The 26455-nt window shown below is 67.7% G+C and carries 18 protein-coding genes; 13 read left to right on the forward strand and 5 right to left on the reverse strand.

The features are described from left to right. Positions 1-330 precede the first annotated feature (330 nt). From AKJ08_RS04715 to AKJ08_RS04765, 10 genes are all read left to right on the forward strand, one after another. A protein-coding gene (locus AKJ08_RS04715; protein WP_157370472.1) for an IS3 family transposase occupies positions 331-1844 on the forward strand; the annotation gives its coding sequence in 2 pieces (ribosomal slippage) (positions 331-793 and positions 793-1844; 1515 coding nt in all). Positions 1845-1920: 76 nt separating this feature from the next. Continuing rightward, positions 1921-3186 carry a hypothetical protein gene (locus tag AKJ08_RS04720; RefSeq protein ID WP_157370473.1) on the forward strand — a complete coding sequence of 422 codons (1266 nt, stop codon included), beginning with the start codon at positions 1921-1923 and terminating at the stop codon, positions 3184-3186. An 81-nt stretch (positions 3187-3267) separates the two neighbouring features. Then, complete coding sequence (gene mutS / locus AKJ08_RS04725) at positions 3268-5931, forward strand: DNA mismatch repair protein MutS (protein WP_050727431.1); 2664 nt, start codon at positions 3268-3270, stop codon at positions 5929-5931. A gap of 260 nt (positions 5932-6191) precedes the next feature. Beyond that, complete coding sequence (locus AKJ08_RS04730) at positions 6192-7829, forward strand: N-acetylmuramoyl-L-alanine amidase (protein ID WP_157370475.1); 1638 nt, start codon at positions 6192-6194, stop codon at positions 7827-7829. Positions 7830-7857: 28 nt separating this feature from the next. Next, the gene (gene glnD / locus AKJ08_RS04735; RefSeq protein WP_050725012.1) at positions 7858-10473 is read left to right on the forward strand and encodes a [protein-PII] uridylyltransferase; all 2616 of its coding nucleotides are present in this window, start codon (positions 7858-7860) and stop codon (positions 10471-10473) included. A gap of 391 nt (positions 10474-10864) precedes the next feature. Continuing rightward, on the forward strand, positions 10865-11782 hold the full coding sequence (locus AKJ08_RS04740) for an ATP-grasp domain-containing protein (RefSeq protein ID WP_050725013.1): 918 nt from the start codon (positions 10865-10867) through the stop codon (positions 11780-11782). A gap of 6 nt (positions 11783-11788) precedes the next feature. Beyond that, positions 11789-12286, forward strand: a complete 498-nt coding sequence (locus AKJ08_RS20090) for a hypothetical protein (protein WP_157370476.1) — start codon at positions 11789-11791, stop codon at positions 12284-12286. A gap of 54 nt (positions 12287-12340) precedes the next feature. Continuing rightward, positions 12341-12724 (forward strand): general stress protein B, encoded by a 384-nt coding sequence (locus AKJ08_RS04755; RefSeq protein WP_050725016.1) that lies wholly within the window; start codon positions 12341-12343, stop codon positions 12722-12724. A gap of 213 nt (positions 12725-12937) precedes the next feature. Beyond that, on the forward strand, positions 12938-13225 hold the full coding sequence (locus AKJ08_RS04760) for a general stress protein B (RefSeq protein WP_050725017.1): 288 nt from the start codon (positions 12938-12940) through the stop codon (positions 13223-13225). An 89-nt stretch (positions 13226-13314) separates the two neighbouring features. Continuing rightward, positions 13315-13932, forward strand: coding sequence for an L-threonylcarbamoyladenylate synthase (locus AKJ08_RS04765; RefSeq protein ID WP_050725018.1), 618 nt, complete (start codon positions 13315-13317; stop codon positions 13930-13932). Positions 13933-13995: 63 nt separating this feature from the next. Here AKJ08_RS04765 and AKJ08_RS04770 read toward each other — a convergent pair whose 3' ends face one another. The 3 genes from AKJ08_RS04770 to AKJ08_RS04780 form a co-directional block, all read right to left on the reverse strand. Next, positions 13996-14667, reverse strand: coding sequence for a hypothetical protein (locus AKJ08_RS04770; protein WP_050725019.1), 672 nt, complete (start codon positions 14665-14667; stop codon positions 13996-13998). Between the two features lie 215 nt (positions 14668-14882). Further along, entirely contained in the window at positions 14883-15656 is a 774-nt protein-coding gene (locus tag AKJ08_RS19075; protein ID WP_157370477.1) for a hypothetical protein, read from the reverse strand. Between the two features lie 138 nt (positions 15657-15794). After that, the gene (locus tag AKJ08_RS04780; protein ID WP_050725021.1) at positions 15795-18926 is read right to left on the reverse strand and encodes a M4 family metallopeptidase; all 3132 of its coding nucleotides are present in this window, start codon (positions 18924-18926) and stop codon (positions 15795-15797) included. A gap of 433 nt (positions 18927-19359) precedes the next feature. Between AKJ08_RS04780 and xerD the strand changes: the two genes are divergently transcribed. Next, positions 19360-20286, forward strand: coding sequence for a site-specific tyrosine recombinase XerD (gene xerD / locus AKJ08_RS04785; RefSeq protein WP_050725022.1), 927 nt, complete (start codon positions 19360-19362; stop codon positions 20284-20286). An 18-nt stretch (positions 20287-20304) separates the two neighbouring features. On the opposite strand, the gene AKJ08_RS04790 is transcribed toward xerD, so the two are convergent. Together AKJ08_RS04790 and asnS are read right to left on the reverse strand one after the other, a co-directional pair. After that, on the reverse strand, positions 20305-21693 hold the full coding sequence (locus AKJ08_RS04790) for an MATE family efflux transporter (protein WP_157370478.1): 1389 nt from the start codon (positions 21691-21693) through the stop codon (positions 20305-20307). Between the two features lie 130 nt (positions 21694-21823). After that, positions 21824-23131: an asparagine--tRNA ligase gene (gene asnS, locus AKJ08_RS04795; protein ID WP_050725024.1), complete on the reverse strand. Its 1308-nt coding sequence runs from the start codon at positions 23129-23131 to the stop codon at positions 21824-21826. A 226-nt stretch (positions 23132-23357) separates the two neighbouring features. Here asnS and leuS point away from each other — a divergent pair, with 226 nt between their 5' ends. Both leuS and lptE read left to right on the forward strand, forming a co-directional pair. After that, positions 23358-25838 (forward strand): leucine--tRNA ligase, encoded by a 2481-nt coding sequence (gene leuS, locus AKJ08_RS04800; protein ID WP_050725025.1) that lies wholly within the window; start codon positions 23358-23360, stop codon positions 25836-25838. Beyond that, positions 25835-26431, forward strand: coding sequence for an LPS assembly lipoprotein LptE (gene lptE / locus AKJ08_RS04805; protein ID WP_050725026.1), 597 nt, complete (start codon positions 25835-25837; stop codon positions 26429-26431). Before leuS ends, lptE begins: the two co-directional genes overlap by 4 nt. Positions 26432-26455 lie beyond the last annotated feature (24 nt).

Raw genomic sequence — 26455 nt, forward strand, 5'->3', positions numbered from 1 at the left:
GAGCCTGTTCTTGGCCTGGGGCGGGAGCCGCTTCGCGGCCAAGTGATCCCGGCGGGCATCATCCGGACATGGGTGGAGCGAACGGAACCTTCGGAGGAGGCCACAATTGCGACCGACCTTTTCTTGGCTGATGCTGCTCGTATTTCTGGGCGCATGCTCCCAAACGCTCACCATGGACGATCCAGGGTCTGTGGTCGTCGATCGGGACGATTTGGACTTCGGGCGGGTACTCGTAGGAACCCGGGGCACGAAGCCCCCTGTGTCAGCGTAGTTGTCGCCTCGTCGTGACAGCGTAGGTCGATCAAGTAGGGGGCGAAGAGCAGGTTGGAGATGGGTCGGACTCAGTACTCCGAGGGGTTCAAGGCGAAGATGGTGGAGAAGCTTACGGGGCCGCACGCGATGTCGGCGACTGCGCTTGCAAGGCAGTCCGGGATTGCCCAGGCGACGCTCTCCCGTTGGCTGCTGGATGCGGGTAGGCTCGGCGTCAAGATGGACGACCGCGACGACAAGAGCACCCGCCAGTGGACCAGCGAGGAAAAGCTGCAGGTCCTGATCGAGACAGCGAGCTTGAGTGATGACGAGCTCGGCTCGTACCTCCGCCAGAAGGGACTGCACAAAGCCCAGCTCGATGAGTGGCGCGCAACTGCCGTCGCTAGCCTTGGGAGCGCAGCAGCGCGTCGTTCTGTTGGGCCTGATGCGAAGCGGGTTCGCGAGCTCGAGCGCGAGCTCAGGCGTAAGGAGAAGGCGCTCGCGGAGACCGCCGCGCTCCTCGTCCTCAAAAAAAAAGTGCAGGAGATCTGGGGGGACGAGGACGACGACACAGACGGGAAGAGCGGAAGATGATCCTCGAGCTCCTCGACGAGGCTGTCGTCAGCGGCGCAAGATTCGAGAGAGCCTGCGAGGAGATTGGCTTGAGCGCTCGGTCGGTGCAGCGATGGCGCGCAGGAGCCGAGGACGATCTCCGATGTGGGCCGCTGACGGCGCCGCGAAACAAGCTCAGCGAGGCCGAGCAGCAGAGGATTCTCGCGCTCGTAACCTCGCCCAAGTTCCGGGATTTGTCGCCCGCGCAGATCGTTCCGCTCCTTGCGGATGAAGGCATCTACGTCGCTTCCGAGGCGACGATCTACCGCTTGCTCCGCAGGGAAAAGCTTCTGAAGCACCGGCAGGCGTCGCGGCCTCCGATGCGTCGCAAGCGGCCTGAGCATGTCGCCACCGGGCCGAACCAGGTCTGGGTTTGGGACATCACGTATCTGCGGGGACCGATTCGCGGCATGTTCTTTCGCCTCTACACGATCCTCGATCTCTGGAGTCGGAAGGTAGTTGGCTGGGCCGTGCACGACGTCGAGTCCGAGGAGCTTGCGAAGGAGCTCTTCGTCGAGGCCTGCCGGCGTTTGGACGTCAATCCGAACGGCATGGTGTTCCACGCCGACAACGGCGCGGCGATGAAAGGCTCGACCTTGCAGGCCACGCTTCAGGTGCTCGGCGTCGTCCCGTCGTTCAGCCGCCCCCGGGTGAGCAACGACAACGCGTTCGCGGAGGCGCACTTCCGCACGATGAAGTATCGGCCTGACTTCCCGTCGAGGCCGTTCGCCTCGCTCGCCGTGGCACGTGCCTGGGTCGAGAGTTTCGTCGCTTGGTACAACGCGACGCACCTCCACAGTGGAATCCGGTTTGTGACTCCCGCGCAGCGCCATGCCGGACAGGACCTCGCGATTCTCGAGAAGCGTGCTGGCGTCTATGCGGCTGCGCGCGAGCGATGGCCCGAACGCTGGAGCGGTTCTACGAGAAACTGGTCTCGCATTCAGCACGTAAGGCTCACGCCAGAGAGGACCGCGGCCGCATGACCGGGGAGGCGACAACTATGTTGACACTCACCGGAAGGTCGTTGCCTTCTCCAATCTGACCAGCGTGCCGGCGGAGGTGACGGTCACAGGAGTCCCTGCCGGCTACGAGGTGCGGCCCTCGAGCCTGAACCTCGAGCCCGGCTCGCGTTTCGAGGCGGAGATCGCCTTCTTCCCGGCTCTTGAGGCCCGCTTCGACGGCGTCGTCACGTTCTCGGTAGATGACGGTACCGATCGAGCGGAGCTCGGGATCGACGTCCGCGGCGAGGGTATCCAGAGGGTCATGGAGGTGGCCGAGGCGCTCGACTTCGGCATCGTCCCCGTGGGCGAGACCCGGATCCTTCCCCTCTCGCTGTCGAGCACAGCGGACATGGCGATCACCTTCGACGTTTCGATCGAGGGAGGGACCGAATCCTTCGGAAGCGGAAGCCGGGTGGTGGAGCTCGCCGCAGGAGAGGCGCGAACGATCGACGTCTCGTTCACGCCTTCGAGCCGGGGCGATCATGCGGCCTCGCTATTGCTGCGTCCTTGTGAAAGCTGCCAGCCCGTGAGCGTCCGGCTTGTGGGATCGGGGGCGGAAGAGGATTGTGGCGCGCTCTGCTCACTGCCGACCGCGATTTGCCCCGCGGCACCTGAATCGATCGTGGTGAACACCTGGACCGTCCTCGCAGGCGACGCCTACAGTTCGATCGATAGCGCGACCACGTGCAGGTGGCTGGTGATCACCGCCCCAATGGGCTCGGCCGCGCGGGCCGGGACCGGATGCACGCCGTCCTTCTCGCCGGATCTGGTCGGGGTTTATCGCTTCGAGCTCGTTGTCACGGACGCACTCGGGAACTCGGGCTCCTGCGAGCACGAGCTCACGGCGAGGCCGATGGATTCCCTCACGGTCGAGACCTTCTGGGACGTCGCCGGAGACATCGATCTTCACCTCCTGAACGAGGGCCTTGGCGACCGGCAGGATCCGACGAGCTGGTTCAACCCTTCCTCCGATTGCTACTTTGCCAATTGCACAAACGGCAACCGCCCGAGCCCCCTTTGGGACGACGGCCACAACATGTCCCCCTTCCTCAATGTGGACGTAATCGAGGGTACGGGTCCGGAGACCATCTTCCTCATGGCTCCGAGCGCAGACCACGCCTACGCCATCGGGGTTCACAACCGGAGCAACAGGCCCGCACCGGTCAGCGTGACCACCAACGTCTATTGTGGCGGTTCTTTGATGCAATCGGCGGTCGTCGAGTTCACGGAGGTCAAGCAGTTCGAGGTGGTCGGCAGCGTTCGGCTGACGGGCTCCGGCTGCAGCTTCACCCCAGACGGAACCCGCTGGTCCGGCTTCCACTGATCGCGCCCGTCCGCCTCGGGAACGTGCAAGGCTCTCCGTCGAGCACAGCGCGAATCGGATAAGGTGCGCGCGATGAGCACGATGCTGGTCAGCAGCTCCCCCGGGGTGTTCGAATCGGCGACGCCGATGATGCGGCAGTACCTCGAGAAGAAGGCGCAGGTGCCGGACGCGGTCCTCTTCTTCCGCCTCGGCGACTTCTACGAGATGTTCTACGAGGACGCGATCGCCGCCTCAGAGGTCCTCGGGATCGCGCTCACGTCGCGCTCGAAGGCAGGGGAGGAGCGCGTGCCGATGTGCGGCTTCCCCCACCACGCCGCCCGGGGCTACGTCGCCAAGATGATCGCCCAGGGCCACAAGGTGGCGATCTGCGATCAGGTCGAGGTTCAGGGCAGCGGCAGCAAGGCGATGTTCACGAGGGAGATCACCCGAGTGGTCACGCCGGGCATGGTCCTCGACGACGAGATCCTCGAGGCCCGGGCGGACCACTTCCTCGCGGCGGTCGTGCCTCACGCCTCCGGCTTCGGGCTCGCGCTCCTCGACGCCTCGACGGGTGAGTTCCGGGCGGCCCAGGTCTCGGACCGGCGGATCCTCGTGGAGGAGCTCGGCAGGGCCGGTCCCCGAGAGGTGATCCTCCCTGCGAAGAGCGGCCTCCTCGACGCGGTGCGCGCCTCTTGTCCGTCGGCCCTCGCCCAGGAGCTCGAGGATCCGACGGTCTTCGATCCGCGCCGGGCGGAGGAGGGGCTCCGCCGGCAGCTCGGCACGGCCGCGCTGGAAGGCTTCGGCCTCGGCGGCCTCCCTGGGGCGACTCAGGCCGCCGGCGCCGCCCTGGCGTACCTCTCGCAGACCCAGCGGGCCTCGTCCGCCTCGCACATCGATCGGATCCAGGTCTACTACCCCGAGGGCCACCTGGTCCTCGACGAGGCGACGCGGTCGAACCTCGAGCTCACCCGGACGATTCAGGGCGGCCGGACGAAGGGCTCGCTCCTCGGCCTCCTGGACCGCACGGCCACCGCCATGGGCGGGCGCACCCTGGCCCGGTGGATCGGCTATCCGCTCCTGGACCTCCGGGAGATCGGCCGGCGCCACGACTCGGTGGAGGAGCTCTCGACGAGGGGGGTCCTCCGCGGCGAGCTCTCCGGGACCCTTCGGGAGGTCGGGGATCTCGAGCGCCTCCTGGGCCGGCTCTCCCTCGGCGCGGGCACCGCCCGGGACTGCAGGCTCATGGGCAGCTCGCTCTCGCGGCTTCCCGCGCTGCGCAAGCTGCTCGCCGACTGCCGCTCGGAGCTCCTGGCTGACCTCGGGCCGGCCCTGGAGGGGCTGGACGACCTCGCCGCCGATCTGGACCGCGCCCTCGAAGAGGACCTCCCCGCGACGACGCGGGAAGGGGGCATGTTCCGGAAGGGATGGGACGCCGAGCTCGACGAGCTCCTCGACCTCTCGGCGAGCGGAAAGGAGTTCCTCGCGCGCCTGGAGGCCCGTGAGCGCGAGCAGACCGGCATCGGGTCGCTGAAGGTCCGCTACAACCGGGTCTTCGGCTACTTCCTCGAGATCACCAAGGCGAACCTCCACCTGGTGCCCGCGCACTACGCCCGCAAGCAGACCACGGTGAACTCAGAGCGCTTCACGACCGAGGAGCTGCAGGGCTACGAGGAGAAGGTCCTCACCGCCGAGGAGCGCCGCATCGAGCGCGAGAGCAAGCTCTTCGAGGAGCTGCGCGGCCGGATCCTCGAGCGCGCGGCGGCGATCAAGGCGGCGGCTGGCGCGATCGCGGTCGGCGACGCGCTGCTCTCGCTCGCGCGGGTCGCGGCGGAGCTCGGCTACGTTCGGCCCGAGGTCGACGAAGGCGACGTTCTCGAGATCGTCGAGGGCCGCCATCCGGTGGTGGAGCGCGCGCTCTCGGGCGGCGAGGCCTTCGTCCCCAACGACGTCCTCCTCGATCGCAGCCGGAACCAGGTCGTGGTGATCACGGGCCCGAACATGGCGGGCAAGAGCACGGTGCTGCGGCAGACCGCGCTGATCGCGCTCCTGGCGCAGGCGGGCTCCTTCGTTCCCGCGTCCCGGGCCCGGGTGGGGCTGGTGGATCGGATCTTCTGCCGGGTCGGCGCCTCGGACGATCTCGCCAGGGGGCAGTCGACCTTCATGGTGGAGATGGTCGAGACCGCCGCGATCCTCCACGGCGCGACCGCGCGCTCCCTGGTCGTCCTCGACGAGATCGGCCGCGGCACCTCCACCTTCGACGGACTCTCGATCGCCTGGGCCGTGGCGGAGCACCTGCACGACCGGGTGGGCGCCCGGACCCTCTTCGCGACCCACTACCACGAGCTGGTGGAGCTGGCCCGGGAGCGGGAGCGGGTGCAGAACGCCACCATCGCGGTCACCGAGCAGGAGGGCAGGGTGATCTTCCTCCGCAAGCTCGTGGCCGGCGGCGCGTCCCGCTCCTACGGCATCGAGGTGGCCCGCCTCGCCGGGATCCCCTCGGAGGTCCTGGCCCGGGCCCGCGAGATCCTCCAGAACCTCGAGAAGAATGAGCTCGATCCGGAGGGCAGGGCGGTCTTCGCGGGCAAGGGCCGCGGGCGAAAGAACCCTCCCGCCAACCAGCTCGGCCTCTTCGAGCCGCCTCCGAGGCCCCAGATCCCGGCCGAGGTCGCGGGCATCCTCGAGAAGCTGCGCTCCCTCGACCCCGACGGAATCACGCCGAGGGACGCGTTGGCGATCCTCGCTGAGCTCAAGGCCCGGGCGGGGTAGCTCTTTCGGAGCGTGTGAAGAAATCGGCCCCGCCGAAGCGGGCCCGCTTTCTTCAGCTCGCGCTTCGCGCGATCGCGCCGTTCCGTTGCTCCGCCTTCGGCTCCGCGTGCGCGAGGGCGCTCCTTTTCGTCTGCTCGCCTCCGGCTCGGGGGGGGCACTCCGGCGCCGGGCGAGGCCACCCGTTTTGCACAGGGTGGATCCGGCCGAAACTTTGCCTGGTCGAGGGGCGTGTGGTTCGGTGTGAGCCTGTGGAGCTCACCATGCGCCAGCTCGGCCTCGCCATCGCCCTCCTGCTCGCCGCCGCCTCGATGCGGGTCGAGGCCGCTCACGCGGCCCCGAATCCCGAAGCGACCTACCAGGAGGCGCGTTCCTCGTTCCTCGAGCTCGTCCGGGACAACAAGCGCAACCGGTTCCGGCACCACTGGACGCCCGTGATCTCGGGGCTGGATCGGAGCGCCAAGGCCCTTCCGCGCGGGCAGAAGCAGTGCGAGGCGTGGTTCAACGGCGCCCGCGCCCACCAGGAGCTCTCCCGTATCTCGTCCCGAGACGACGACCGGGACGAGGCGATCCGCCGGTTCCGCGACATGGCCAACCGCTGCTCGAGCTCGAGCCTGGCGGACGACGCGCTCTATCACGCCGCCTCGCTCGGTCGGGATTCGGCTCCGGCCGCAGCCCGCAAGGACCTGGAGCAGCTCCTCGCGCGCTACCCCAAGGGCGACATGGCGCCCAAGGCCCGCGAGCTCCTCGCCGACCTCGGGCCTGCCCGAAAGGGCACGGCCGTGGCCGCTGCGGCCCCCGCGATCTCTACCGCTTCCCGAGCGCCGACGTCCGCATCGGCGTCCGCCCAGGCGCCTGCAAAGGTCTCCGCGCCTGCCTCTGCACAGGCGTCCACGGCGACCGCGCAGGCCTCCGACCTCCCGTCGAATGCGGCACCGTCGACGCGCTCGGAGCCGTCCGCCGAGCCCGCCGCCGACGTCCCCGGCGCGAAGCTCCCGTCTGCGGCGGACATCCTGGCGTCCCTCGACTCCCGCGGCGCCGACGCCAAGAGGCCTGAGGACATCGCCCTGGAGGTGGACCTCGCCAAGGACCAGGCCGCGTCGAAGGGCCTGGATCCCGCCCGGATGCAGGCGCTCCAGGACGCGGTCGGTGGCGAGATCACGCTCTCGCTGGCGGCGGGGCTGAAGGTGAAGCGGGTCGTGATCGACGCCGGCCACGGCGGCAAGGACACGGGGGCCATCGCCCGCGACGGCACCCACGAGAAGGACCTCACGCTCGCGATCGCCAAGAAGCTGAAGACCCACCTCTCGACCCTCGGCCTCGAGGTCCTGCTCACGCGGGATCGCGACGTCTTCCTCTCTCTCGAGGAGCGGACCCGCTTCGCGAACGACAAGCACGCGGATCTCTTCATCTCGATCCACGTGAACGCCGCTGCGAACAAGAAGGCCACCGGGATCGAGACGTACACGCTGAACCTGAATTCCGACCGCTACGCGATGCGCCTCGCCGCCCGCGAGAACGCGACCTCGTCGCGGCGGATCGGCGATCTCGAGCTGATCCTGGCCGACCTCGCGACCAAGGCGAACACCGACGACTCGGTCCGCCTCGCCCGCCTGAGCCAGGACCGGATGACGTCGCGCCTGCGCAACAAGTACGGCGCCTCGACCATCCGTGACCTCGGCGTGAAGCAGGCGCTCTTCTTCGTCCTCGTCGGCGCGAAGATGCCGGCGATCCTCGTGGAGACCGGCTTCCTCTCCAATCCCGACGAGGCGAAGCGCCTGCGCTCCGACGCCTACCAGGAGGAGCTCGCCAGGAGCCTCGCCGACGGCGTCCGGCGCTTCATCGACGAGCGCGAGGCGATCGCCCGCGGCGACACCGGCAGCCAGACCGGGGTGTTCTAACCGGTCGCCCCTCGGGCAGAATGGCCGGATGACTCCGTCCCTCTCGATCGGCCTACCCGACCTCGCCGACCCCGCGTCCCGCGCCGAAGCCTTCCGCGCCTACGTGGAGGCGATGAGAGGCGAGCTGCGCGAGCGGCACGAGGCCGGCGCCAAGGGGCGGGAGATCGTCCGGGCCACCTCGCGGCTCCTCTCCAAGGCGATCGCCGGGCTCTTCGAGGAGCTCCATCGCGAGGCAGGCTCGCCCGAGGGCATGGCGCTGGCCGCGGTCGGCGGCTTCGGCCGGATGGAGCTCGCACCCTACTCGGACGTGGACCTTCTCCTCGTGCACGACGGCCTGCCCGAGCCCGTCGTGCAGCAGGTGGCCGAGCCGCTCTTCCGCATCCTCTGGGACGCGCGCCTCGAGGTCGGCGCCTCGGTCCGTACCCCGGACGAGTGCGTCGAGGCGGCGGCCGCCGATCACACCGTGCGTACGGCGCTCCTCGACTGCCGTCGCCTCGCGGGCGATCCCGGGACCTACGCCCGCTTCGAGGGCAGGGTGCTCCGGGACCTGCCGCCGGGGCAGGTCGACGCGCTCGTGGTAGCGAAGACCGCCGAGCTGAGGCGGCGCCGCGAGCGCTTCGGCGGCTCGGTCCACCTCCTCGAGCCCAACGTCAAGCAATCGCCTGGCGCCCTGCGCGATCTCCAGGCGGCCCTCTGGATGGCCCGCGCCCGCTTCAAGGCGGGAGGGCTCTCGGACCTCCTCTCACTCGGTGTGATGCCCCAGCTCGAGGTCGAGCGCCTCAAGGAGGCCCGGGACTTCCTCTGGCGGGTCCGGAACCAGCTCCACTACCTGGCGGGGCGCAAGGAGGATCACCTCACCTTCCACTGGCAGGAGCAGGTTGCCACCGCGCTGGGCTATCGCACCAAGGAGCCGGAGGGCCTCGCGGTCGAGCAGTTCATGCGGGACTACTACCTGGCCGCTTCCGCGATCCGGCGCCTGGCGGACGAGCTCGCCGAGCGCTGCGCCCCTGCGAGCGCCGCGCCCGCCGCGCCGACCGAGTGGATGGCGGGGCCGGGCCTGAAGGTCTGGAAGGGAAAGCTCACCTTCGACGACCCCGACGCCCTCGCCCGGGATCCTTCCCTCTTCGTGCGTTTGTTCACCACGAGTGAGAAGCTCGGCGTGGACATCTACGGCTTCGCCCGCGACCGGATCCGGGACGAGGCGGCGCGGATCGACGACGCGATCCGGACCGACCCCGCCGTGTGCAAGGCCCTCAAGGAGGCCCTCGCCAAGCTCGGGACCGGCGAGTGGCTGCGGCAGATGCACCGGGAAGGGGTCCTCGGCGCGCTCGTGCCGGAGTTCGGCAGGGTCACGGCCAAGCACCAGCACGACCTCTACCATGTGTACACGGTCGATGTTCACACCGTGTTCGCCATGCAGAAGCTTGCGCGGCTTCGGGCGGGTGAGCTCCTCGACGAGGAGCCCGAGCTCTCCCTCGCCGCCCGGGAGATCCAGCGGCCCCTCGCGCTCTCGCTCGGCGTGCTCTTCCACGACGCGGGCAAGGGCATGGGCGGGAGCCACAGCGAGAAGGGCGCGGAGCTCGTGCGCCGGTTCTGCGCGAGGGTCGGGGTCTCGCCCGCCGAGGCGGACGACGCCGAGTTCCTCGTTCGCGAGCACCTCGCCATGAGCCACGTCTCGCAGCGGCGCGATCTCTCGGACCCCGAGCTGATCGCGGACTTCGCCGGCCGGATGGGCGGGCGCGACCGTCTCGACATGCTCTACGTGCTCACCTTCGTGGACACGTTCAGCGTCGGGCCCGGCACCTGGACGAGCTGGAAGGGCCGCCTCCTCACCGAGCTCCACCAGAAGACCGCCGCCGCGCTCCAGGGAAAGGCCGTGGACGCAGGACGCGCGTCCGCCCAGCGCGAGGCGCTGCTGGCCCGGGACATCGACGCCGCTCGCGCGGACGCCTTCCTCGCGCGGATGCCGAGGCGCTATTTCGCCTTCGCGGACCCTGCCGACGCGCTCCGCTCCATGCGCGTTCTCGAGCTCGCGGCCCACCGTGGCCTGGCCACCGCCGTCCGCGACACCGATCAGCACACCACCGTCACCCTCGCAGCAGCGGATCGGCCCGGGCTGCTGGCGTCGATCGCGGGCGTTTTCACCGCGCATCGGCTCGACATCCTCAGCGCCGACGTCTTCTCGACCTCCGACGGCAAGGCCCTGGACGTCTTCGTCGTCCGAGGGCCCGGCGGGGGCAAGGTGGAGCGGAGCCGCTGGCGCCGGGCGCGTCGGGATCTCGTGCGGGTGCTCGGGGGCGAGCTCTCGGGCGACGACCTGGTTCGCAAGGCCCTCGAGCCGTCAGGGCTTCCGCCGCGCCACGTTCCCGCGGTGCCGACGAAGGTGAAGGTCGACGACCGATCCTCGCGCCGTTTCACGGTGGTGGACGTCTTCGCCGCCGACCGCCGTGGGCTGCTCCACGCCCTGACCTCGGCGCTGCGCACCGCGTCGCTCACCATCGCGGTGGCCCGCATCGCCACCGAGGGCAACCGCGCCATCGACTCCTTCTACGTCTGCGACGCGGAGGGGCGGAAGCTGCAAGGCGGTGTCCGTATCGCCGAGCTCGAGACCTTGCTCAGGAGCGCGGCCGACGCCGGGCGTTAGGCGCATCCGCCGCTCCTCCCACACGTCGCCGACGGAGGCCGCGAGGCGGTTCGCGCCGTTCCTCTCCGAGCGTATGAAGAAATCGGTCCCGCCGAAGCGGGCCCGACTTCTTCAGCCGCGCTTCGCGCGAACGCGCTCTACGTTTGCTCCGCCTCCGGCTTCGCCCGCGGCCAGCGGGACCCGTTCCGGTCCAGGGCTTCCCAAGCTGCGTGCGCTCGCTATGTTCTCCCCGGGACAGCTCGGGATGAACGACCTCGCTGATCACGCAGCCGCCACAGGCATCCCCCTCGCAGGGGCCTGTGGTCCGCTTGCACGGCCGGGCGCCGAGTGCGGAAGGTGTAGGTCGGAAGCTGCACATGCCCAGGGGCGGCACGGCTTCCATGGGGGCAGGGTGATCCGCTTCGGGGTCGTCACCGCTTTCGAACACGAGGACGCCAGCTCGCGCTCGCTGCTCGAGGCCTGCCGGCGCCACGGGACGGCGGTTCCGGTGGACCCGGCCACGCTCTCGGTGTCGGTCGTCGACGGGCGGACCGCGGTCTGCGCCGCGGGCGAGGACTCCTGGACCTTCGACGCCTTCCTCCTCCTCCGCGGGATCGGCCGGAACGGCGACGCCGACGTCCAGCTCGAGGCCTACCGGACCCTGGAGCGGGTTGGGGCGCTGCTCATCAACGGACTCGAACCCCTCCTCTCCGCCCAGGACAAGCTCCGCTCGAGCCGGATCCTCGGCGAGGCCGGCGTTCCCACCCCGCCGGTCGCGGTGGTCCAGCGCGAGGCCGATCTCGAGCGCGTGCTCGCGACCCTCGGCCGGGCGGTGGCCAAGCCCCAGTGGGGATCGCTGGGCGAGGGGGTCGAGCTCCTCGACGAAGGCCCGGACGGCATGCGCCGGGCCGCCGGGCTCCTCCAGGAGCAAGGGGCCGTCTTCCTCCAGGCGTGGGTCGACCACGGCGGCAGCGACATCCGGGCCTTCGTGGTCGACGGGAGGATCGAGGCCGCGATGGAGCGGATCGCGCCGATCGGCGAGTTCCGCACCAACGTCGCGGTCGGGGCCGACGGACGGGCCATCGAGCTCTCCGCGCGCCTCGAGGAGGTGGCCGTTCGCGCCGCTCGCGCGCTCGGCCTCGAATGGGCCGGAGTGGATCTGGCCCTGGGTCCCGACGGTCCCACGGTGATCGAAGTAAACGGGAGCCCGGGCTGGGAGGGGATTGAGCGCGCCACGGGGCGCGACATGGCTGGAGCAATCGCCGCGCATGCGGCACGCCGTGTGTCGCAGCGAGCCCTGCGACGGGCGGCTTTCGTGGAAGGAGGCTAGGGAGAGATGGCGACGAGGACGAGGACCACGAAGAAGACCACTGCGAAGAAGGCCACGACGGCGCGGAAGCCACGGGCGAAGGCGCCCGCCAAGACCGCTGCGAGGACGACCAGGGCCAAGGCCCCGTCTCGGACGAAGGCTCCCGCCGCCAAGGCGCCGGCGAAGGGCCGCGCCGCCGCCGGGGCCCGCGCAGCCAAGCCCAGCGCCAGGAGCGCCAGGGAGGTGAAGGAGAAGGAGGCGCCGAGCGGGGGCATGACCGTCCGGGAGGCAGGCAGGAAGGGCGGCCTCATCGGCGGCCGCAAGGGCGGGCAGACCGTCCTGCGCGAGCGCGGCCCCAAGTTCTACAGCGAGATCGGCAAGAAGGGCGGCCAGCGCGTCCGCGAGCTGATCGAGCGCGCCAAGGAGCTCGAGGCGCGGGCGGAGGGCGCCGTGCGGAAGGCGGCCAAGGAGCGCAAGCCTGCCGCGCGCAAGACCACCACTTCGCGTCGCACCGGAGGGAGGTAGGGCTCGAGGACGGATCGAAGCGTAGAGCGCCAGCACGTTCGCAGGAGGTAGGGGATGGCCGAGGAGAAGAAGGGCAGCAAGGGCGCGATGAGCGTTGCGGAAGCCGGCCGAAAGGGAGGCGAGCGGGTCAAGCGTGAGCGGGGCCGCGCCTTCTATGAGGAGATCGGGCGCAAGGGCGGCGAGACCGTCGCCCGCGAGCGCGGCCGGGAGTTCTACGAGGAGATCGGCAGGAAGGGCGGCGAGACCGTCAAGGCCGAGCGCGGCGCCTCTTTCTACGAAGAGATCGGCAAGAAGGGCGGCGAGACCGTCAAGGCCGAGCGCGGCATGCCCTTCTACGAGGAGATTGGCCGGAAGGGCGGCCAGAAGGTCCGCGAGCTGATCGAGGAGGGGAAGCGATCGGCCAGCAAGGCCGAGCCCAAGGGCGAACCCGAGAAGTAGCCCGCGCGTCGCCCACGAACCTCCGGGCTGGGAATCGGAGCCCGCCGATCGGGATCGATCGGCGGGCTTCGTTCGTCCGGCCCGACTTGGAGGAGGTTTCGATTTCACTCGACCTGCAGTAGCGGGCCCTTCCCCGGCGGCGCCTGGATCTCCAACCTCTTTGGGGGACGCGCCCTCCGTTCGGAGGGGGCCGGAGCCCAGGAGGTCGATCCCATGGCGGAGGAGAGGAAGGGCGGCATGACCGTGCAGGAGGCAGGCAGGAAGGGAGGCCGCACGGTCGCCCGCTCGCGCGGGCACGCCTTCTACGAGGAGATCGGCCGCAAGGGCGGCCAGACCGTGGCGCGCGAGCGTGGCCATGCCTTCTACGAGGAGATCGGCCGGAAGGGCGGCCAGACGGTCGCGAGCCGCAAGGGGCCGGGGTTCTATTCGGAGATCGGCCAGAAGGGCGGCCAGCGCGTCCGCGAGCTGATCGAGGAAGGCAAGAAGGGGAGGGCCGAGTAGCGGGAAGGACTCGTTCACTCCCTGCGAAGGGCCGATTCCGAGCCGCTCCCATTGTCGGGGCGGCCTCTTCCCGTTAGCTTGGGCCGATCATGGCCGACGCACCCATCCTCTCCATCGATCCCGAGCACCCGCAGCCCCGGCTGATCGAGCGCGCCGTCGCCGCCCTCGAGGCCGGCGGCGTCATCGCCTACCCGACCGACACCTACTACGCCATCGGTTGCGACCTCTCGAACAAGAAGGCGATCGAGAAGCTCTACCAGCTCAAGGCGCGGCCCAAGGGCAAGCCGCTCTCCTTCCTCTGCGCCGACCTCTCGGACATCTCCCGCTACGCCAACGTCGACAAGTTCGCCTACCGGGTGATGAAACGCCTGGTGCCAGGCCCCTACACTTTCATCCTCCCCGCGACGCGCCTCACCCCCGAGATCGCAATGACGAAGCAGAAGACCGTCGGCATCCGGGTCCCCCAGGCCGCGATCCCCATGGCCCTCGTCGAGCGCCTGGGCCAGCCCCTCCTGACCACCTCCGCCACTTTCGGCGACGAGTCCCTCGACGACCCCCGCGAGATCAAGGCGCACCTCGGCCACGGCCTCGAGCTGATCATCGACGGTGGCTACCAGGTCACCGAGCCGTCCACGGTGCTCTCGCTCCTCGAAGATCGAGTCGAGGTCCTGCGAGAAGGGAAGGGTCCCGTCGAGGGCTTGATCTGAGGAGCCTGCACTCCGCCGGCTTCAGCTGAAATGCGCGTTTCCAGTTTCAGCTGCCACGAACCGCTAGTCGACGAACTCCCTGAAGCCGTCGTAGCCGTCTTCATAGTGAAACCAGATGTTGCCCGAGCACTCGGCGTTCTTGCAGTTCCGAATGGTCATGGGAGCCGCTCCGCTTCTGAAATGGAACGTCCCCGCCCTGTTAGCAGGTAGCGATTCTGGCGCCCTGAATCGTATCGCCGAAGTACCGTAGTCGCCTGATACCACTTCGATCCCTCCATCGTCCGCAACGCCCTGACAGAGTTCGTCGGACGGCATGAAGCAGACCTGCATTGGAACTCCCTCCAGGTCGTCTCCATGCGGCTGCATGGTGAGCTCGACCTCCTGGCCGAACCGGACGAGCGAGGGTTCACTGGGCGAATCCCATTCCCGAAACGAATCGAGCTCCCGCACTTCGAGGGAGGCCTCGAGCGAGGAGTCCCGAACTCGAACCCGGTTCCAATGGAAACCGGGAGGAATCCTGTCTTCCGGCGGGGCCCTCTTCGTCTCCGAGACGACCAGCCACGCGGGCTCACATCCGTCGGGGCCGACTCTCCCCCGAGACTGAACCTCGAACCGCTTGCCGTCGATCGTGGCTTCGAAATCGCCTCCGAGGGCGCATCCGTCAGCCGGTTTGAAGCCGGGATCCACGCTCACGTAAATCCTGGAGCCACCCCGCTTTCCAACCTGGTCGTTCATGTGTTGAACTTCCAGCCGAATCCGATCGGCCTCGTTTAAAGATCGCCCAGAGGTGGAGCCACACCCATTGAGGGTCATCCAGACGGCCAGTAGAGCAAGATGGAATCGCATGGATGCTCCGTGAGGCGGAGAGAAATCGCAGAAGCCGGTTTCGTTCTATCAGCCGACTGCGGCGGCCGTCAAAAGGGCGTTCTGATCCCTGAGATAGGTGGAACCTAGGGTACGACCTTACGTCGTCTGTCGTCCTCGAAGGTGTACGACGCGTTGGCGGTGCAAACTGCGTTCGTGCAGTTTTCGATGCCAAGTGGGATCGCAGGGATCCCGACCGAGAAGTAGCCAACCAATTCGAGTGGAAGCAAGTCGGGAACGGTGAAGTGAACTGCCTGTGTGCCGTAGGCACCTGCCTCCAGGTTGATGCTGCTTTCATCGGCGAGCAGGTAACTCGGTTGTTTCTGCTTGCCAAATCCGATTTGAATCGGCACGCCGACCAAGTCGTCTGGACCCGAGAGCGAAATCCTCAAGTTCTGCCCCGCTCGAACCTCAGACGGAAAGGAGGGGTAGCTCCAGGATCTCATAACGAGCACCTCCCGGACGTCGAAGCCCACTTCGAGCGAGGAATCGCGAATCGTGATTGAATCCCACTGAATACCAGGAGGCTCTCTTGCACCTGGAGGCAGCCGTTTGACTGGATCGGAGGTGAAAAGAGCGAGGATTGCCGGCGTGCACCGGCCATCTCCGTGCGCTCCGCGAGAAATGATCTCTAACGGATATCCGTTGATGCTTGCCGAGAGGTCGGGTCCCAGAGAGCATCCTCTCTCAGGATGGAAGCCGGTGTTGATTGTGAGTTGAAGAGACCAAAAATTCCCAGTTCCATACTGGGTGGTGTCTATTCGAAGCTCTGCGTGAAGATCGGATGACTCACCAAGAGCTCGGAGACCCGGGGGTTCTCCACAGGCTAGCGCAACAAAGCAGAAAAGGGTCAGGGACAAGGGCCGAACCATTTGCTTTCCCTCTTTGATAACAGACCGCTCGGGCGTTAGGGCGGACGGCGCATGTCAATGCACACGCCCGCTGGGGTTGAGAAAGCGGCCTCGAGCGCCCTAGTTGGGCGCTCGGGGCAACTATTGTCAGGGGTAAGGTTGGAGTGCGGCGCTCAACTCGTTCAAGCAAGACGGCGAGCGGCCGTCTTGTTCGAAGAGCCTGTAGGCGACTCGAGCGTGAATCTGGCTGAGCCCATCATGCCACCAATGAAGGGTAGCTCCGAGCGATTGCTTATCCTCCTGGTCCCTACTGGACACCGAGTATCCGTGGCCTTTGTGGCCCTCGGTTTTCAGAGTACCCAGGGGAACCGTGTCGTGGTAGTGAATTCCCAGGGCCAGATGACGCTGACAGCCGGCAGGTAGGGTGACGTCCCAGTTAATTCTCCTGTTGCCCGAGTGTCCGTCGAAGAACGCAGGCCACTCGTTGACCTTCGCCGTGCTGTAGGCGACGACGAGATGGAACCCGTCGGGCGCGACGCAGTCTTCGCGAGCGAAGCCTGGCGGGAAATCTTCGGTGACCCACACCACGTTCCAGTGGTTCCACTCCGACCACCGATGCACATGGACCTCGCGTTTGGTGAGGTCCGTGAGGGACGCCCGGTACGTCACACGAGCGCCGGCTTCTCCATTCGCCAGAGACACCTCCATCCCGTCGGCCCATGTCGACCATTTGTCTCCCCCCCGCCGTGTCTCCATGACCAACGTTTGGTTCGTGAGAGTGCAGCCCCGGAAGAGCGTGTCGTCCTCCCGGAATTTCACGTCCTGCTTGCTGCCGAAAAGCGCCGAGTTCTTCTGGGCGTAGTATCCGTAAAAGGTGGCGGACTCGATCCCGACGTCGCCATACGCTACATCGACCAGCGTGCAATCGTCCTGCGTCCACGTCTTACCGTACTTATCCGAACGGGAGGCGACGAACTCCTTACACTGCTGGTACACGTTCTCCTTGAGGTCTACGAAGCGCGTCGCGTTCGCGAGCCTCCTGCTCTTGACGGTCGCCAAGAGCAGGCCTGCAGTCGTCGATCGGCCGAAGGGCTTTTGATTGCGCCAAGGGATCCCGTCCGCCATGTAAACCGCCGCCTTGTTGGGAACACCAGCCCAAAAATGGGCGCAGTCCTCATCCTGGATGAGCGGGATGCCGAGCAGGGAAAAGTAGGTGCATTTCGCATCCATTGCTCCCGTGTGCTCAGGCATATAATATGGGGCCCGTCCGGGATTTCCCAGGTCTCGGAGGCCGCCGTCGCCGATCCTGGCGCAACCCCTCCCGAACTCCCAGCCGCCATCGTCGTTCGGGTACCAGGTCTGGGAGGCGAAATCCGCGATAGATTCGTCAATGGCACCTGCCTCGTAACCGTAGTTGTTCATGAGTCCCGAGTGGTAATTGAACCCATGGGTGTACTCGTGGGCGAAGACGTCGGGACACATCATTCCGCGTCCGAGCTGGATGGTGGTCTTGTTCCCACCGTTGGTGGTGGCCGCTTCATAGTCGAAGGATGGGAATACGTGCCCGTACCAGTGGTAGGTGCCGAAATGAATCTCGAGGCTCCTAGGGTCCTGTTCCGGGTTAGGGAGCGGGTCTTCGAGACCCCACGGACCCTGCGTTCCGAGCAGGCGAAGCTGTTCTTTGTTGACGTGCTCCTTCCAGGTTTGAAGGTTGATGGCCGCCTCGATCTCTCCTGCGAAAAGCCACAACCACAAGGGGTCCTGCTGGTTGTCCGTGTAAACCGGTACGTCGTTCTTCCAGTAGACATTGCCGGAATCGACGTTTCGGATCGTCGATTGGTACCAGGCGGCTCTGGATGTCGACTCGGTGTAAAGGATTTTGACCTCGTCGGCGTCCACGAAGAACTTCACATCAGGGAACAATACCTCCCAGGCGAGGTAGGGCCCGCGAGCGATGGATTCTTCGGTGTGGTGGAAGACTTCGGTGGAGAAGACGACGAGCCGGGTCGCTGGAGGGTTTTGAAGGAGTTCAATGTACAAGTCTTTCTCACAGGCGGCTCGATCGTTGGCATCCTCAATGGTGTCGCAGGTTTCCTTGAGGAATCGCTCGGTCGCCGCTTGGACTGCGTTATCGGAAGAGACTTTTGGCTTCACCTCGATCTGGGGATCGAAAACGAACGTCCCGGCCACGTACTCGGCGTTTCCGTTCGGACGGATTCCGACGGTGAGTCCTGCCCCCGCGACTGGGATGCCGCCGTAGTACTCGTCGAAGTGCACGTGGCTCATTCCCGATTCGTCTGTGTAAACGTCCGGATTCTGGAGATGGCGCCACGGATTCTTGGAGCCGTAAGCCTCGATCATGCCAGGCTGGAGCATCAGATCGTAGGCCCGCTCGATCGGCTTGGCGCCGGTCGTACGAGCGCCTCCCATTTTCCGGAAGCTCATCAGCGCCGGCGTTCCAGTATTGGGGTTGAGGGAGACCCGTGGCAGGCCGGACGGCGTCTCGCCACTGGCGATTACGCAGCCCTCGATGGACCAGGGTCGTGAAATGAACGAGGCGCGCACGACGACGGACCTGCTCTTTGCGTCGACCACGTAATACTGGTCCAGAGGGCCATCCTCTGCGTACGATGAGAAGGCCCACGCCTGAGAAGGATCGCCGTCATCGTCGAAAACTCGAGGGTCGAACACAACCTCCTGCGCACTGTTTTCGGCCCCAGGTCCCAAGGCATCTGGGCCAACAAGCTCCTGGAGGATCGCGACGGCTTCGCTCGCGCTAATTCGCTCGGGAGCAATCGCCCGCGCACCAGGGTCCCACATATTGCCGACGATGGAGGTAACCAAGCCCCCTTGAACACGGACGGAGACACCCGTTCCGACGACTTGCCTCCCGGACGCGTCGTGCGCGCCGACGTTCACTATGGTGCAATCGGGCTCTTTGGGCCCCGGGGGAGGATCGGGCTTCACAGGTGACGGCTTTGGCGTAATGCTGATCAGTCCGGGATCGATTCGCCAGAGAGTTGAAATACCCTGCGTGAAAACGAATACGCTCTTGTCGATCGAGGAGGGATCTTTCGGCTGGATCGGCACCCGAAGGCCAATCGACGTCACTACGCGGTGTTCCTCGTCGATCTCGACGATCAGGGGCGCGGCGGACTGCTCCTCTAGCCTCGCGAGGACGTACTTCTGTTTCTCATCGAGGAATGGGCTTTCGGCCCAGGAACCCTTTTCTCCAGTCAAAGCGGAGTCGAGTCTGACCGGAGAGGAAGAGTCGAGCATTTCGCCTGGCGTCGCGGCCTCGAGAGCGGACGAGCGGTAGCCCTCGTCATCAACGGCGCTTCGGTCCGACTGCCCGCCGCATCCGATTATGAGAGAAAGAATAGGAGGTAAGGCATAACATGGTATTCGCATGGAGCGGAACTCCTGAGGTGAGGTTTGCGAGACATGCCTGTGATGAGCGAAGGGCACGGTATCGGCATTCTCTCCGGTAGTCAACTGTGAGTGTAGTGGTTGGCACTTTAAGTTATGGGGCCCTTCCGATCAGGCCGTCAGGCGTGGTGCGCGGGGGGCGCCTCGGGCTCGGTAGCACCGTTGGCAGGCAGCCTGCCGGATCCATGGACCGATCGCGCGTGGGGAGGTCGTCCGAGGAGCCTCCGGGATTTCCCACATGACAAGCCCGCGGTGTGGCCGGTCGAGGGTCTAGGATGAGCCCGTGGCTCGTCCTCGCACCCGCGTCCCGGTCTTCGGTCCCCTCGACCCGCTGCTCGACCTGTTCCTCGGCTACATCCGGGTGGAGCGCGGTCTGAGCCCCAAGACGGTGGACGCGTACGGCGAGGACCTCCGCGACTACTTCGACGATCTGCACCGAGCGGGGATCGCATCCGCCGACTCGATCGAGCCGACGCACATCGAGGCCCACCTGGCGAAGCTCACGGAGCGCGGGCTCTCCGGCACTTCGCAGGCTCGCCACCTGGCGTCGATCCGCATGCTCCATCGCTTCCTGCTGGCGGATCGGATCACGACGAAGGATCCGGCACGCGCGATCGAGCGTCCCAAGCCCGGGCGGAAGCTGCCGGTCTACCTGAGCGTGCCGGAGGTCGAGGCGCTCCTGTCGGCGCCAGAGCCCACGCGCGTCCTCGGCGCCCGCGACAAGGCGATGATCGAGCTGCTCTACGCGACAGGCCTTCGCGTCTCGGAGCTCTGCGGGCTGCGGCTGAACGACCTGAACCTCTCGGCCGGCTATCTCATCGCGAAGGGTAAGGGCTCCAAGGAGCGGATCGTTCCGGTTGGGCAGATCGCACGAATCTCGGTGGAGCACTGGCTCGACGGCCGTCGCGCGGAGCTCCTCGGTGGACGGGACTCGCTCTTCCTCTTCGTGAGCCGGAGCGGAAAGCGCCTCTCACGCCAGGTGTTCTGGCGGAAGCTTCGGTACTACGCGCTGATCGCCGGGATCGACCGGCCGATCTCGCCCCACAAGCTGCGCCACAGCTTCGCGACCCACCTCCTCGAGGGAGGCGCGGACCTTCGCGCCGTCCAGCAGATGCTGGGCCATGCCGACGTCTCGACCACGCAGATCTACACCCACGTGGACTCGCGGCGCCTGCGCGGACTCTACGACCGCTTCCATCCCCGCGCGTAGCACGGTTCGCCGAGCCCGTCAGGCGGCGAGGGGCGCTGGGGCAGGATCCGGCTCGGCGCCCTTGCGGCGCAGCTCCTCGGCGATGGGCCTCCAGCCGCCCCGCTTCAGCCGCAGCCAGAAGACGCAGGCGCCCGCGAGGATCTCCATGGCGAGGCCGAGCCAGCCGCCGAACGCGCCCATGCCCAGCTGGTGCCCGAGGAGCCACGTGAGCGGCGGGGTGCAGGCCCAAGCGATCACGATCCCGAAGATCGCGGCGAAGCGCACGTCGCCGGTGCCCCGGAGCACGAGGCGGGCGACGATGTTCGCGCCGTCGGCCACCTGGAAGAACGCGCCCAGGAAGAGGAGGTGAACCGCGACCGAGGCGAGCGTGGGATCGTCCGTGAAGCCGGAGACGATGGAGCGGCCGCCGAGGAGGAAGACCGCGCCACACACGAGCGTGTAGACCAGCGTGATCTGCATCGCCCGCTTCGCCACCGAGGGGACGAGGTCCAGTCGGCCGGCGCCAACCGCTTGGCCGGACATCACGGACGCGGCCTCCCCGATGGCGATCGCAGGAAGGAACGAGAACTGGAGGACCTGCACCGCGATCTGGTGGGCCGCCATCTGAACCTCGCCCATCGAGGAGATCAGGCCCGCCAGGAGCGTGAAGGAGCCCACCTCGAGGACGAACTGGAGCCCGGTGGGGATCCCGAGGCGGGCGAGGCTCCGGAGCCAGTGGCCCATCCGGTCGAAGCGCAGGCCGTCGCCGCGCTGGGCCCAGGCGAGAATTCCGCCCTCGAGGACGCAGGCGATGTTGGTGGCCCAGGCCGAGCCCGAAACGCCGAGCTGGAGGCCGAAGATCAGCCAGTAGTTGAGGCCGATGTTGAGCGCGTTCGCGGCAAGGGCCGCGACCATGGGCGAGCGCGCGTCGCCGGTGCCGAAGCGGACTTCACGCAGCGCGTTGTAGGCGAGGACGAAAGGCGCAAACCAGAGCCGGATGTCGAAGTAGGTGGTCGCGTGGTGGCCCGCCTCGCCCCCGCCGCCCATGCCGGCGATCAAGGGCGAGATGCCGAAGGCCGCGCCGAGCAGCAGGAGCCCGAGGAGGGCCGAGAGCACCAGGCCCGATCCGAGGATGGGCGCGGACGAGCCGGGTCTGCCGGCGCCCGCTTCGTGGGAGACGAGGATCTTCGCCGAGCGCACCAGGCCCAGGGGGAAGCACATCAGCGCGAAGGAGGCCACGCCGCCGAAGCCCACCCCCGCGATGGCGGCGGGGCCGAGCCGGCCCACGAAGATCGTGTCGACCAGCGTCATCGCGCTGTACGACAGCATCGAGATGGCCGTGGGCCACGCCAGGCGCGTCAGCGCTGGCAGCGGTCTGCCGGCCCAGTCGATCGCGGGGTTCGGATGGATGGCGCCGTCGACCGACATGGGAACGAAGAACTCTCGCGAGGTCGGACGCGCGACGAACGAAAAAGCGTCGTCGCGCGGAGGAATCCACGGGGGCAAACCGCGGGAGCCGCGCCATGGATTCCTGCCTGGTCGACGGTTTTCCCGACGCTTACGGCGTGAGGCGCTCCATCATCCGCGGGAAGGGGATGGTCTCGCGGACGTGGTGCAGCCCGCACATCCAGGCCACCGTCCGCTCGACCCCAAGGCCGAAGCCGGAGTGGGGCACGGAGCCCCAGCGGCGCAGGTCGAGGTACCACTCGAAGGCTTCGCGCGGGAGCTGGTGCGCCTCGATCCGCGCCACGAGGGTGTCGAAGCTCTCCTCGCGCTGGCCGCCGCCGATGATCTCGCCGTAGCCCTCGGGCGCCAGGACGTCCACGCCGAGGGCGAGCTTCGGGTTCGTCGGATCGTGCTTGAAGTAGAAGGCCTTGAGGTCGGCCGGGTAGCGGTGGACCATCACCGGCCGGTCGTACTGCGAGCAGAGGATCGTCTCCTCGTCGCCGCCGAAGTCGTCGCCCCACTTGATCGGGTTTCCGGCCGCCTGGAGGACCTTCACCGCCTCGTCGTAGGTGATCCGCGGGAAGGGCTTCTTCACCGTCTCGAGCTTCGAAACGTCGCGCTCGAGGATGCTCGCCAGCTCCTTGGCGTGGTTCTCGAGGACCCGCTGCGCGATGAAGCAGAGGAAGTCCTCGGCGAGATCCATGTCCTCGTCGAGGTCCATGAAGGCGACCTCGGGCTCCACCATCCAGAACTCGGTGAGGTGCCGGCGGGTCTTGGACTTCTCGGCGCGGAAGGTCGGGCCGAAGGTGTAGACCTTGCCGTAGGCCATCGCGGCGGCCTCGCCGTAGAGCTGGCCGCTCTGGGTGAGGTAGGCCTTGCCCATCTCGAAGTAGGGGACCTCGAAGAGCGTGGAGGTGCCCTCGCACGCCGCGGGCGTGAAGATCGGCGCGTCCGTGAGGCGGAAGCCGTGCCCGTCGAAGTAGTCGCGGATCGCCTTGATGATGGTGTGGCGCACGGCCATCACCACACGCTGCCGGCTGGAGCGCAGCCAGAGGTGCCGCTTCTCCATGAGGAAGGCGACGCCGTGCTCCTTGCGGCCGATCGGGAAGTCCGGCTCCGCGCGGGAGACGACCTCGAGATCCTTCACCGAGAGCTCGAAGCCGAGGGGCGAGCGGGCGTCCGCGCGCACGCTGCCGCGGACCTTGATCGCCGATTCCTGGGGCAGGTGGTCGGCCTCCTGGAAGAGGGCCTCGGAAACGTCGCCCTTGAACATGACGCACTGGATCACGCCGGTGCCGTCGCGGACCTGGAGGAAGTGGAGCTTTCCGGAGGAGCGGCGATTGTCGAGCCAACCCCGCAGCTCGACGTCCTGCCCCTCGTACTGGCCGATCTCGTTGATCCATGCGCGCGGAAAGCTCATCTCAAGGCTCCAAGAAAAGGGTCCGGAATCTAAAGGGGGCACGCCTCGCTGGCAAGGACGACGAAGACGGCGTCGACCTCCCGGCCGCCCGAGCGACCGCACAGGGCGACGATCTCGAGGACGCGAGGGCTCGTTCTTCGCGTCGCCCCGCAGGGATTGAGCCCCGCGGAGGCAGCCGATTTTGTTAGATTCCGCCAGCGCCAGGCCGTCCGAAGGAGACGCAGACATGCAGGAACGCTACGAGCCGCAGACCATCGAGCCCAAGTGGCAGGACCGCTGGGAGGCGGAGGGTCTCTTTGCCGCCGGCCGACGGGGCGACCTGCCGAAGAAGTACGTCCTCGAGATGTTCCCGTACCCCTCGGGCGCCCTGCACATGGGGCACGTGCGCAACTACCTCCTCGGCGACGTCATCGCCCGCTACTCGCGGATGAAGGGCTTCGACGTGCTGCACCCCATGGGCTGGGACGCCCTGGGGCTTCCGGCGGAGAACGCGGCGATCAAGGACAAGCGCCATCCGGCGGAGCGCACCCGCGAGAACGTGCGCTCGTTCAAGGCCGAGATGAAGCGGGTTGGCTTCTCCTACGACTGGTCCCGGGAGATCTCCACCGACGATCCCGCCTACTACAAGTGGAGCCAGTGGTTCTTCCTGAAGTTCCGGGAGCGGGGCCTCGTGTACCGCCGGATGGCCCACGTGAACTGGTGCCCCGGCTGCCAGACGGTGATCGCCAACGAGCAGGTGAAGGACGGGCTCTGCGAGCGCTCCAGCGATCCGGTGGTGATCAAGCAGATGGCCGAGTGGGCCTTCCGGATCACCGAGTACTCCGAGCGCCTCCTGCGGAACCTCGACGAGCTGAAGGACTGGCCGGAAGAGGTGGTGAAGAAGCAGCGGAACTGGATCGGCAAGAGCGAGGGCGCGGAGCTCGACTTCGCCGTCGACGGCTCGTCCGAGAAGGTCCGCGTCTTCACGACCCGGGCCGACACGGTCTTCGGCTGCACCTACGTGGTGGTGGCGCCCGACCATCCGATGCTGGCCGCGATCGTCCCCGCGGATCGGCGGGAGGCCGTGACCGCGTTCGCCGCCGACCAGGCGCGTAAGGCGGCGACGAAGGGCCGGGACGAGGAGCTGCCGAAGGAGGGCGTCGACACCGGCGCCCGCGCGGTCCACCCCTTCACAGGCGCGAAGCTCCCGATCTGGGCTGCGAACTTTGTGGTCTCCGACTACGGCACCGGCGCGGTGATGAGCGTTCCGGCCCACGACGAGCGCGACTTCGAGTTCGCGACGCTCTACGGCCTGCCGATCGTTCGGGTGATCCGTCCGGCCGACGGCGCGGCCCTGCCCGCTGACGCCGCCTTCACCGAAGACGGCGTGCTCGAGAACAGCGGTCCCTACACGGGCCAGACCTCCCCCGATGCGCGGAAGGCCATCGCGGCGGCCGCGAAGGAGGGCGGATTCGGCGGTCCCTCCGTGACCTACCGGCAGCGCGATTGGGGGATCTCCCGTCAGCGCTACTGGGGCACGCCGATCCCCATCGTCTACTGCGAGGCCTGCGATCCGGCGGGGGAGGGGATCGCGGTCCCCTACGACCAGCTCCCGGTGGAGCTCCCGGAGATCGACGTCGCCGCAGTGCTCACGGGTCGCGGCGAGCCGCCGCTCGCGAAGGTGCCTTCCTTCGTGAACACCACCTGCCCCGGCTGCGGCGGCCCCGCCCGGCGCGAGGTGGAGACGATGGACACCTTCGTCGACTCGAGCTGGTACTTCGCCCGCTACCTGGATCCGAAGAACGACGAGCTGCCGTTCTCGCGGTCGAGCGCGGATCGCTGGTTGCCCGTGGACGTCTACGTGGGAGGTCCCGAGCACTCCACGATGCACCTCCTCTACTTCCGCTTCTGGACCATGGTGATGCAGGAGATGGGGCTCTGCGCGGAGGAAGAGCCCGTGAAGCGCCTCGTCACCCAGGGCATCGTGAACGGTCCCGACGGCCGGAAGATGTCCAAGCGCTGGGGCAACGTGGTGGCGCCCGCCACCATCGTGGATCGCTACGGCGCCGACGCGGCCCGCACCTTCACCATGTTCGCAGGGCCTCCGGACCGCGACATCCAGTGGTCCGACGAGCAGGTGGAGGGGAGCGCTCGGTTCCTCCAGCGGATCTGGCGCCTCGCGTACCGGCACCGCGACTCGGCCGGCCTCCCCGGGGATCTCCCCGCCGACGGCCGCTCGCTCGAGATCCGGCGCGCTGCCCACAAGACGCTTCGCCGGGTGACGGAGGACCTCGAGAGGCTCTCGTTCAATACCGCGGTGGCCCGGGCCATGGAGCTCGTGAACTTCCTCACGCCGGTGGAGCCGGAGACCGACGCCGAGCGCGCCGCCATGGCGGAGGCCATTCGCCTCCTGGCCGCCATGCTCTCGCCGATCGCTCCGCACCTGGCGGAGGAGATCGCCGAGGTCTACGGCGCCACGCGCTCGCTCCAGGCCACCGAGTGGCCCGCCTACGATCCGGCCCTCACCGAGGAGGACACCCGAGTCTACGCGGTGCAGGTCAACGGCAAGCTCCGCGGCGAGGTGGCGATCCGCGCCGACGCCGGCGAGGACGAGGTGAAGGCCGCCGCCCAGGCGGACGCCAAGGTCGCGCCCCACCTCGCGGGCATGACGGTCCGCAAGGTGATCTTCGTGAAGGGCCGCCTCGTGAACTTCGTGGTCTCGCCGTGACGCTTCGGGTGACCCAGCCGGCGGGCCGCCGGGACCTCCCGGGGCTCGCGAGAGCAGGGCGCGACATCGGCGCCCGCGCGCTCGCGGCGGCGAGGCCGCTGATGAAGGCGCTGCCGCTGGCCCTGGCCATCGGTGGCTGCGGCTATCAGTTCGCCGTAGGCGGACCGGGGTTCCCGGACGACATCCGCGCGGTGTACGTGCCCGTCTTCGCCAACCGCACCAGCGAGCCGGAGGCGGGCGCGATCTTCTCCGAGGCCCTGGCCGAGACCCTGGCGCGAGCGGGCAGGACGGCAGGCCCCGCCGCTCCTGCCAGGGTCGATGGCGAGATCGTCTCGATGATCGCGGCTCCGGCGGCCACCACCCGCGACGGCACGGGCGTCGGGATCTACCGGCTCTCGGCGGTCGTGCGGCTCAGCCTGGTCCGGGACGGCGCCGAGCTTTGCCGGCGAGAGCTCGCGGGCTCCGAGGACTACCTCCCCGCCACGAATCTCCAGGCGCTGGAAGCGTCGCGCCGCGAGGCGGTCCGCCGTCTGGCTGCGACGATGATGGCGAGCGCGGGGCGCGAGCTCTGCCCGAACCTCGCTCCGCGCTGACGAGATCCCATTCCAGGCAGGGGG

Origin of the sequence: Vulgatibacter incomptus (genome assembly GCF_001263175.1) — a bacterium.
Classification (GTDB): Bacteria; Myxococcota; Myxococcia; order Myxococcales; family Vulgatibacteraceae; genus Vulgatibacter; species Vulgatibacter incomptus.